Origin of the sequence: Bradyrhizobium sp. 2TAF24 (assembly GCF_052115025.1) — a bacterium.
GTDB lineage: Bacteria > Pseudomonadota > Alphaproteobacteria > Rhizobiales > Xanthobacteraceae > Bradyrhizobium_A.
This window is the reverse complement of record NZ_JBFRFW010000038.1, coordinates 19,619-29,688: the sequence shown is the minus strand read 5'-3', so window position 1 is coordinate 29,688 and position 10,070 is coordinate 19,619. Positions and strand designations below refer to the sequence as shown.

Genomic DNA, 10,070 nt, shown 5'->3' with positions numbered 1-10,070 from the left:
AGGGCGAGATCGCCGACGATGCCGGTCGAGCTGCCGGGCGTACCGCCCCCCGGCGCGAAGGTGGCGCCGCTGTTGATGGTGACGAAGGGCGGATCGATGATGCCGCGGCCCATCAGCGTGCCGCCGGAATTGACGGTCACCGACGCCGTATGGGTGATCGTGCCCTGCACGTCCAGCGTGCCGCCATTGACGACGGTGGCACCGGAATAGCCGAGCGTGCCCTGCAGCGCCGTCACACCGCTGGTGGTGGTCAGGCTCGCCGTGCCGCCGAGGTTCTGGATGGTGCCGCCGGTGGAACTGATCGGCGCATTCAGGCTGCCGTTCATGATCGTGCCGCCGGCGAGATACGCCGATTTCTGCGTCTGGGTCGTGCCGCCGAGATCAAGTGTCGCTCCAGAGAAAACGACCGTCTGGTTGCCGACATTTCCCAGCGTTCCGGCGCCGGACAACTGCACGGTGCCGCGGCCGATATACGTGCCCGCGGAATAGGTATTGGCCCCGGTCAGCGTGATGGTCCCCGCCCCCATTTTGCCGAGAGAACCATTCCCGCTGATGGCGTTGTCGACCAACGTGGTGACATCGGTGACAAGAGTCAAAGTCGACGTCGCGTTGATGTTGTTGACACTGATGCCGCCGTGCAGCTGCGAGGTCGAACCTGTGAAGACCAGGGTGTTGAAACTGCCGTAGATGAATTCGATCGCATTCGCCTGCCCGGACGACCCGATCCCGCCGCTGATGCTGCCACCGGCGCCCATCACCACAGTGACGTTCTTGCCGACGAGGCCGACCCCGCCGTTGCCGAGATACCCGTTCACCGCCACGGGACCGGCATCGCCACCGGCGACGGCACCATTGACATTGATCGTGAACTGCTCCTGGGCGGCGGCGTTCCGGACATCCAGCCCGGTACCACCACTTCCGCCGTAGTCATTGGCGCCTGCGGCACCGCCGGTCCCGCCCGTCACCGTTCCGTTGATCGAGAACTGCGTCCGGCCGCTGCCGTTGGCCGAGTACGACAGTCCCATGCCGCCGCTCCCGCCGAGCCCGTGAGCACTTGCGGCACCACCAGTGCCGCCCCTCACCGCGCCATTGATCATGAACGCCGCATCATGGGCGCCATTGTTGGGGGTAAAGTCCAGTCCGGTGCCGCCGCTGCCACCCGTGCCGCCACTCGCGGCCTGACCGCCATAGCCGGCACCGCCAGCGCCACCATTGCCGCCCGTGACATTGACCGACAGCGTGCCAAACAGAGACGTGCCATCGCCTATCACGACCGCGCCATAACCGCCCGCTCCGCCGCCTCCGGCAGTCGGCCGCGCCGCATCTGGCCCCGCGAACGCATCTCCTCCGCGGCCGCCGTCGCCGCCCCTGGCGACCACCGACGGCAGGACACTCCCGCCAAAGCCGTGCGCGCCGCCGCCGCCGCCACTGCCGGCACCATTCGCGTCCGTCAGACCACTGCCGCCATTGGCACCGGGAGCAGCACCGCCCGCTCCTCCCGGCAGCAAGCTGGTGCCGCCGCCGTTGCCGCCGGTCGTGCCGGCGCCGCCGCCGCCGCCGCCGCCGGCGCCGCTGCAGCAGCCCGTGCCCGCCGCACCTTCGTTGCCGCGAGATGTGGGCTGGTCAATGCCGCCGATGCCGTCGGCCACAAAGCCACTGCCGAAGTCATACCACAATCCGGATTGACCGCCTTCGGCGCGTGCGGGCGTGGTAAGCGCCGTGCTGACCAGCAGAACAGCCGCGACGCCGGCAAGACGACAGGTTTGACCGACCACCGGCCCCGTCGGCCGCATTCCCACACCGTTCATATCCACCCCCGGCAACGCTGCGGCGCGCCTGCGCGACCGCTCATCTCCAAACGCCGACTCGCAATGCGCGCAGTCCTGCGTGCTGGCTTACCGTCCAGCAGGTGAAAATCTTCGTGAGACGTCGTCGCAGCTTGTAAATGGATGTAAAGACGGCATGCCGGACGATCGGCACTGACAAGCGCCCCGGCAGGGCCTCGACGGTCGCGGCAACCCAGCCGATCATTCACGGCGTGGTGCGGTCGCCGGGCGCGCATCCGCCGCGGCGGCGCGCTATAGTCGGCCCGTTTCTACCCGCGGGAGCCCCCTCGCCATGCCGAAGCACCGCCGGCCGAACGACCTCTACACCTTCGTCTGGGTGCGCGGCCCGCATGGGCCCGAGCCGCAGGTGTGGGGCGAGGAGCCCTTTCATGCGCCGGCGCAAGCCCGCGAGGGCATCGTGCTGGCGACGCGCAGGCTGACGCCGGACGAATGCGCGCTGTCGCTCCGCCAGCTCGCCGCACGGTATCCCGCGCCAGCCGATCCGCCGGAGGCGTGAGCGCGCCGGTAGGCCTTCAGTTGAGGCTGCGCTCCGCAGGCCCCGCCGTGTCCAGCACGATCTTGTGCGTCTCCGCCAGCGCCCGCGCATGGGCGAGGAACAGCCGGCCGATGTCACCGGGCAGAAACACGGCCGCACGGATATCGGTGGTGTCGCTGGAGTCGCCCCGCGTGGTCCCGAACCACAGGCGCACGCCGAGCGGGTTGGTCTGGATGTGGAAGATGTTGGCCCACTGATCGACGGCAGCGGCCTGCGCCGGCAGCGTGAAGGTGGTGGTGGTGGTCGGCGCCTGCTTGTCCTCGCTGAGATCGTCCGCCACTGCCTGTTGCTCGCGCTTCGCCTTCACCATGTCCGTCCGCCTTTGGGGAATCAGTTGGGATGGGCAAGCCTCGCAGGCGTTGCTTACCGCACACTGACGCGCCACTGGCGCATGCACGACCGACACACGCGGGTCGACCGGTCTGCTGGGCATTGGCCGGATGGCGCGTCAGGCCGCCGGAACGGTCCCGTCGAGCCCACGGGGCACGGCATGGGCGGCTTTCTCGGCCTCGGCGCCGAAAGCGCCGGCTTGACGGCGCTCGACCGGAAAGCTCAGCTCGACCGTGGTGCCGCCGCCCGGCGTCTCGCTGATGGCGAGGTTGCCGTTGTGCGTGATCATCACCTGGGACACGATCGACAGGCCGAGCCCGATGCCGTCGGCGCGGGTGTTGCCGCGCTTGTAGGGCTCGAGCAGCAGGCCCGACTGGCTGAACTGCAGGCCGGGGCCGGTGTCGACCACGCAAAGACGCGCCGGCGCCTCGACCTTGACCAGGATCGGCCCCGCGTTGCCGGCATGGCGCACGGCGTTGCGGATCAGGTTGGACAGCGCCACCGCGATCGCCGCTTCCGATCCCCGCACCCAGATCGGGGCGGGCGGCGCCGAGAAGCCGATATCGCCGCCGCTGCGCAGCGCCATCGGCACATGCTCGGCGGTGACCTTGCGCGCCAGCGCGACGAGGTCGAGCCGCGTCAGCTCGGCCGGCTCCATCGAGATGCGTGCCAGCTGCAGCAGCATGGTGACGATCGACGACAACTTCTGGTTCTCGGCGATCAGCTTGCCGCGCAGCGCCGGATCGGCGACCTGCTCGAGCGTGGTGCGCGCATTGGTCAGCGGCGTGCGCAGCTCATGGGCCGCGTTGGAGAGGAAGTTGCGCTGCGCCTTCGACGCCGTGTCGATGCGCGCCAGCGCTCGGTTGAACGCCGCCACCAGCGGCAGCAGCTCGGCCGGCGCATCGCCCTCGGGCAGCCGGCGGCCGTCGGGCACGCCATCGATGGTTTCGGCGGCGGCGGCGACGGCGCGCACCGGACGCGCGATCAGCGCCGGCACGAACACCAGCGCGGTGAACGCGGTGACGGCGAGCACGAGCAGGATCGGCAGCGCGACGATGGTCGCGTCGGTGAGCGCCCCCATCGTCAGCTGGGCAGCAGTATAGGCGACGCCGCCGGTCTCGATCCAGACCTCGCCGACCGGCGTGGTGCGGAAGGCGGCCATCTTCTTGAGGTTGCGCGTCTCGCCGTCGACCGCGTATGCGAGGAAGCTGGTGCCTTCGTGCGACGTGGTCGGCTTCCGCGGCCGCCAACGCGGGATCGGACCGTAGCTGACCTCACCGCTCTTGTCCGACACCACGTACCAGAAATGCGGAAAGTCGCGGGCGATCTGGTCGAGGCGCGGCGTCTGCTTGATGATCAGGCGGCCCTGCGCATCGCGCGCTACCGCCTGCTTGAGCGCATCGGCGACATCGGTGGCACCCCAGGTGCCGTCGTCGTCGCCGCCGAAGCGGATCAGCAGCGCTGCCGCGCAGATCAGCATGATGGTGGTGACGACGCCGACCAGCGTCGCGGCCAGCACCGTGATGGAGCGATGGGTGCGCTTGAGAGTCTGCCACTTCACGACCGTCACTCCCCGCTCAAGAGATAACCAAGGCCCCGGATCGGCCGGATCGCCACCTTGCAGTTGGCTTCGCGCAACCGGCGGCGCAGCCGCGAGACATGCGCCTCGATCGCGTTGGACTGGATCTCGTCCTCGAAGCCATAGGCCGCGACCTCGAGCGTTTCGCGCAGCACCACGCGCCCGGTGCGCCGGACCATGGCCTCGAGGATCGCGAGCTCGCGCCGCGGCACGATGATCGGGTTGTCGTCGACCAGCACCGCGCGGTTGATGATGTCGTAGCTGAGATTGCCGACGCTGACGACGCCGCCGCGATCGAGGAACAGCCGGCGCAGCACCGCCTTGGCGCGCGCCACCAGCTCGATCGGTTCGAACGGCTTGGCGACGTAGTCGTCCGCGCCGTCGTCGAGCGCGCGCGCGATGTCGATGGGATCGTCGAGCGCGGTCAGCACCACCGTCGCCGGGCTCGGCTTCTGCTGCCGCAGGTCGGGCAGCAGCGCGAGGCCATCGCCATCAGGCAGCCCGCGATCGATCACCACCAGCTCGAAGTTGCGCACCCGCACCGCCGCCCGCCCCTCGTCGAGCGTGGTGACCATGTCGGACGAGCCGAAAGCATCCGCCAGCGCATCCCGCAGCCACGGGCCCAGCTGGGGGTCATCCTCCACGACCAGAACTCGCACTGCATTCTCCTGAGCCGGCGGCATGCCGAACGCCAATGATTACGATGAGATTACCGTAGGATTACGACTGCGGCAGTAATTTGCGCCCCCTGTCAACCCGTTGACGCCGAAAGGCTTTTGCAACACGCCGGCAATGGCGTCGCGGCCCGCGCGACGCCCCCCGCGGCGCGATTCACGTCAGGTCCGGCCGGATGCGGGCTCGCGGCCGTCACCGCACCAGGCGACCCCCAGCGCCCGCGCCTCGTCGCTGGGCAGCGCCAAGCGCAAGTGCTGCTCCAGCGCGTCGATCGCGGCGAGGGCGCGCTGCCGCCCCTCCCGGACGAGATCGACCTTGACCGGGCCGGGCAGACCTTGACGTTCCAGCGCATCGCACAGCGCGCCACACGCAGCATGGATGGTGTCGCCGATGCGCGTCATCTCGGCGGTGACATCGACCAGCGACAGCAATTCCTGCAGCTCGGTGGCCATGCGGGCCCGCCGCACCCTGACACGCTTGACCCCGGCCGACGCCACCTCGTCGCGCAGCAGATCGACATACATCGCCAGCGCGCGCGGCATACTCATGGACGAAACTCCGCAGCCATCGAGTCGGTCGCCGCCGCGGCCGACGCTTGCTCGCGATCGCAGCCGACGCCATCGGCGCAATCCGGATCGCGCGGCGCCCGCAGGTCCTGCCCCGGCCGCACCAGCAGCACGACGAACGAAAACGCCGCGCCGCGCATGCCGAGGAAATCCTTCGCCACGCCATCGAGCGTCAGCCGCACGCTGTCGAACGCCTCGAAGTCCGATATCCGATCGAGGCAGGCGCCGTCCTGCGCCAGGCAGATGATCGCAAGGCCGTCACGGCCGAGCCTTGCGTCATCGACCCATGGCGCCTTGGCCTGAGAAAAATCGGTGAAGTTGCCGGGATGATCGGCGCTGTAGAACGTCGCCGCGAAGGCATAGGCCTCGGTGCCGGCGACGAGCCGCAGCGGCGTCCGCATGGCGGCGTGCCACAGCTGCGTCACCTCGCGCGCCACGATGGCGCGCGGCTCGGCATAGTGGCTCTTGTCGAACCTGAACTTGAGCGCCGCTGCCGGCACGGCAAGCAGCAGCGCGGCAAACATCAGGCCCCCCGCGGTCAGCATCACCGTGCGCAGCGCCGCGCCGCCGAACCGCGCGCCGTACAGCACCATCCATAACAGCGGCAGCAACGCGAACAGCGGCAAGGCGAACTTGGTGGACAGCCTGACATTGCCGACCAGCGCCACGACCACGGTGACCAGGATCGGCGCCACGACCAGCACCATCAGGCGGCGAACCCGCAAGCGATCCGCGGCGCCGCCCTGCTCGATGGCCGCGACAGCCGGCCCGTCACGGCGCATCTGCCGCCAGACGGCGGCCAGCATCACGGCGAGCGCACCGTTGAGCAGCAGGCAACCGACAATAAAATGTCCGGCGCGCTCGAGAATGAAGCCGAACGGATAGGCTGTCTTGCTCGCGAGATAGTCGAGCGGCCCGCTCGCCGCCTGCAGCAACCACATCACATGCGGCGCCATCGCGAGCCCGAACGCCAGCGCGCCGAGATACGGCGCCGGACTCCTGAAGTAGTCCCGCGCGCGCGGATCGGTGAGCGCGGCCAGCGCGCATCCCGCCAGCAGCACGCCGCCAAAATACTTGGACAGCATGGTCGCCGCCGCGAGCAGGCCGAAGCCGACGGACGCGGCGACGCGGCGGGTTTCGAACGACACCAGGAACGCGTAGATCGTCCACGGCCACAGCGACAGCTGAATGGCGTTGGCGTTATAATTGAACGCGAAGAAGTGATAGAACGGGACCAGCTCCAGCAGCATGACCGCCGCCAGGCGGCGCTCTCCCGAGACATAGCGGCCGGCAATGGCCCAGACCCCGACGAGGCCCGCGGCGGAGTTGACGACCGAAAGCAGGAAGAACGCCCAGTCGGCCGCCGGGAACAGCGCGAACCAGCCCCGCGCCAGCCACGCCCAGAACGGCGGATGCTTGTGATACCCCCACTGCAGCTCCTGCCCCCAGGCAAAGGCCTCCGCCATGTCGGGCTGGATATCCGCCGGTGCATGCACCAGCAGCGCCACGAGCCACCACAGCTCGACATGAACCGCGACAAGCAGCAGCAACTGCAGCCACTCGCGCCGCGCCGGCGATGACCGCGCCACGGACCACTGCGCCGGGACAGGCGATCGCAGACGCACGAGAAAGGGCAGCCGGGCCGCCTGCGCGAGACCGGACAAGATATTCACCTGAGAGGACTGCATCTGTTCTGCCATCGCTTTGCCATCGGTTGGGGGCCGAATCTCTTGAGAGCGGAGACGGCCGCGGTTCTCGGCGGAAGCGATTGCCGACGTATTACGTCTGACGCAGCGCGTTGCCGCCCGCACGCACCGCGCGGCCGATGCGACGCCGTCACGGCTGCGACACCGGCGCCTCGATGCGCACCGGCGTGCTGCCGGTGCTTCGGGTTGCAAGGAACTTGATCGCCCGCACGAACACCGCCGGCTGGGCGCGTGGTGCAAGCCAGATCAGCACGGCGGCGAACACCGCGACCAGCACCAGCGCCGCCATCCAGCGCCGCGGGATTTTCCAGACCAGCCACCGCGACATCCGCCGGCGCGCGCGCGGCGCGCACCGCAGCCGCCACCTCACGTCCACGCCTCGCAGCCAACGGAGCGCCGGTGTCCGCTCAACACTCGTCCTGACTTTCACATCGCACCATCGTCAGCGGCACCCGGATGGCCGCGGGTTCATGCATCCGGTCAAGCGACCGGTGTGACGGCACGGGCATGCGAACGACAGCAATCCTGCACCGATCGGGGCTGTGGCGGCACCGACGATCAACTTGATCACGCGGGCCTCCCTGCCCTGATTTTGGCGCCAATCTATCGATCAACATTACAAACGAATTACCTTCGCGATCGATCATGCCGTTGCGCACGACGTGGTGATCGCGCCGGCAATCATGGAACCCGCGCCGCGGCGGCGCGCGGCCGTGCGCGCCAACTGCATGTTTCAATGCGACTATTGCAGAGACCGCATGCAGCGGCCGCGACGCGGGATGCGGCGCGCGCATGGCGCCGCGTCAGCTTGCTGTAAGGCTGGCGCAACATCCTCGATGACAGCAGTGCTTCCCACTCATGGCTGCATGCACACCGACGCCATCGTCGCGTCACAACAAGGGACAATGTGATGGAACGGATGGCCCGCGCCAACGGCATCGACATTTGCTGGGAGGATTTCGGCAAGCCCGATCATCCTGCGGTCCTCATGATTGCCGAGCTGGGACAGCAGGGCGTCGGCGGCCCCGCGCGGCTGTGCCAGCGGCTGGCCGCAGCCGGATGCCGTGTGGTGCGCTACGACGCGCGCGACACCGGCCGATCGAGCCCGATCGATTTCGACCACCATCCCTATACGCTGACCGATCTCGCCGCCGACGCCGTCGGCGTGCTCGATGCCCTGGACATCGCCAGTGCACATCTCGTCGGCTGCGCCAGCAGCGCAATGGTCGCCCAGGAGATCGCGATCAACCATCCGCAGCGCGTGCGCACGCTCGCCTCGCTGATGTCGACGACATCGGTGATCGATCCGGCATCGCCGACCGGCTATTCGGGCGGCCTGCCGGCCGCCGCCCCGGTGGTGCAGGACTTCTGGGCCGCGCTCGAACATCGGCCGCCGGTCGGGCGGGACGAGTGGATCGCGGCGATGCTGCGCTACCGGCGCATCGTCGCGACCGCCGGCAGCCTCAACGACAGGGCCGAGCGGCTGGAGCTGGCGCGGCAGTTCGATCGCGCCCGCGACATCGCCGCGGCAGCCCATCACGACCTCGCCATCATCGCCTCGCAGGACCGCACCGAGCGGCTGGCGGCGCTCGCGATGCCGAGCCTCGTGGTGCACGGCTCGTCCGATCCCGTGCTGCCCTACCTGCACGGCATCGCCACCGCGAGCGCCATTCCCGGCGCGCGGCTTGTGGTGCTGGACGGCCTCGCGCACAGCCTGCCGGAGAGCGGCAGCGTCGCCGACAAGCTGCTGCATGCGCTGGTCGCGCACATCGTCAAGGGCGTGCCGGCGCCGAAGATGAAGCCGATCAAGTTTTTTTGATGGATACGCCACAAGGCCGCGGGCGCCGGACAGACGAGAGCGCGTTCGTTCTGATTGAATCGAACGCGCTCCAGTTTTGTCCTGACGCGTTTTCTTCGCGCGAAGCGGCCGTTCCGCTCGAAAACGCTTTAGAACGCGCTTTTCACGACTCCACCGTCCACCCGCAACGCTGCGCCAGTGGTGGCGGAGGCAAGTGGACTGGCCACATAGGCCACCAACGAAGCCACTTCCTCCGGAGTGGCGAAACGCTTGATCATCGACGTCGGCCGTACCTTTTCAAAAAACTCTGTCTCGAACGCCTCGAAGGACTTGCCCTCGCTTGCGGCGAGCGCTTCGACGAAGTCCGCCACCCCCCGTGAGCGCGTCGGCCCCGGCAATACACTGTTGACGGTGATCCCTGTTCCCGCCACGGCTTCGGCCAGCCCGCGCGCCACGGCGATTTCTGCCGTCTTGGTCGTTCCGTAATGGATCATCTCCACGGGAATCTGCAACGCGCTCTCACTCGAGATAAAGATGATCCGACCCCAGTCCGCCTGGCGCATCGCCGGCAAATAAAGGCGCGCGAGGCGCACCCCGCTCAGGACGTTGGCCTCGAAAAAGCGTGTCCAGTCCGCGTCGGAGATATCTTCGAATGCTTTGGGTTCGAAGATGCCCAGATTGTTGACGAGGATCTCCACGTCGGGGAACTGTCGAGCCAGATCCTCCGCTGCAGCCGCAGTTGTCAGGTCTCCGGCAAAGCCTTGCACCGCTATCCCGCTCTCCGCGCGCAGCCTGTCGACCACTGCGGCCACCGCTTCCGGCTTGCGTCCGGTGATGATGACATGTGCGCCTTCGCGAGACAGCGCCTCCGCGATCGCCAAGCCGATTCCCGCGGTGCTGCCCGTGACCAACGCCCGTTTGCCGTTCAACTGTAGATTCATGACCCTTCTGCCTCTCTATAGGTCGCCGATGCGGGGATGGTTCAGAACCTGGGGCGGCCTGCATCGCGCCCCGATCGGCCGATGGCCGTCGAG

The 10,070-nt window shown here is 68.3% G+C and carries 9 protein-coding genes and 1 pseudogene; 2 read left to right on the top strand and 8 right to left on the bottom strand.

What is annotated here, in order from left to right:
* A pseudogene (locus tag AB4Z37_RS32120) lies at positions 1-1,808 on the bottom strand (hypothetical protein); the annotation flags it as partial.
* 310 nt (positions 1,809-2,118) lie between these two features.
* On the opposite strand from AB4Z37_RS32120, the gene AB4Z37_RS32115 reads away from it, so the two are divergent.
* Positions 2,119-2,343: a hypothetical protein gene (locus tag AB4Z37_RS32115; RefSeq protein ID WP_441520725.1), complete on the top strand. Its 225-nt coding sequence runs from the start codon at positions 2,119-2,121 to the stop codon at positions 2,341-2,343.
* Positions 2,344-2,359: 16 nt separating this feature from the next.
* On the opposite strand, the gene AB4Z37_RS32110 is transcribed toward AB4Z37_RS32115, so the two are convergent.
* The 6 genes from AB4Z37_RS32110 to AB4Z37_RS32085 form a co-directional block, all read right to left on the bottom strand.
* The gene (locus tag AB4Z37_RS32110; protein WP_441520724.1) at positions 2,360-2,692 is read right to left on the bottom strand and encodes a hypothetical protein; all 333 of its coding nucleotides are present in this window, start codon (positions 2,690-2,692) and stop codon (positions 2,360-2,362) included.
* 138 nt (positions 2,693-2,830) lie between these two features.
* A complete protein-coding gene (locus AB4Z37_RS32105; protein WP_441520723.1) occupies positions 2,831-4,273 on the bottom strand; it encodes a sensor histidine kinase in 1,443 nt (480 codons plus the stop codon).
* Between the two features lie 5 nt (positions 4,274-4,278).
* Complete coding sequence (locus AB4Z37_RS32100) at positions 4,279-4,950, bottom strand: response regulator (RefSeq protein WP_441520722.1); 672 nt, start codon at positions 4,948-4,950, stop codon at positions 4,279-4,281.
* A gap of 177 nt (positions 4,951-5,127) precedes the next feature.
* Positions 5,128-5,514 carry a hypothetical protein gene (locus AB4Z37_RS32095; protein WP_441520721.1) on the bottom strand — a complete coding sequence of 129 codons (387 nt, stop codon included), beginning with the start codon at positions 5,512-5,514 and terminating at the stop codon, positions 5,128-5,130.
* On the bottom strand, positions 5,511-7,121 hold the full coding sequence (locus AB4Z37_RS32090) for a glycosyltransferase family 39 protein (protein WP_441520720.1): 1,611 nt from the start codon (positions 7,119-7,121) through the stop codon (positions 5,511-5,513). Before AB4Z37_RS32090 ends, AB4Z37_RS32095 begins: the two co-directional genes overlap by 4 nt.
* A 247-nt stretch (positions 7,122-7,368) precedes the next feature.
* Positions 7,369-7,566 (bottom strand): hypothetical protein, encoded by a 198-nt coding sequence (locus AB4Z37_RS32085; RefSeq protein ID WP_441520719.1) that lies wholly within the window; start codon positions 7,564-7,566, stop codon positions 7,369-7,371.
* A gap of 582 nt (positions 7,567-8,148) precedes the next feature.
* Here AB4Z37_RS32085 and AB4Z37_RS32080 point away from each other — a divergent pair.
* Positions 8,149-9,057, top strand: a complete 909-nt coding sequence (locus AB4Z37_RS32080) for an alpha/beta fold hydrolase (protein ID WP_441520718.1) — start codon at positions 8,149-8,151, stop codon at positions 9,055-9,057.
* 128 nt (positions 9,058-9,185) lie between these two features.
* On the opposite strand, the gene AB4Z37_RS32075 is transcribed toward AB4Z37_RS32080, so the two are convergent.
* Positions 9,186-9,977 carry an SDR family NAD(P)-dependent oxidoreductase gene (locus AB4Z37_RS32075; RefSeq protein WP_441520717.1) on the bottom strand — a complete coding sequence of 264 codons (792 nt, stop codon included), beginning with the start codon at positions 9,975-9,977 and terminating at the stop codon, positions 9,186-9,188.
* Positions 9,978-10,070 lie beyond the last annotated feature (93 nt).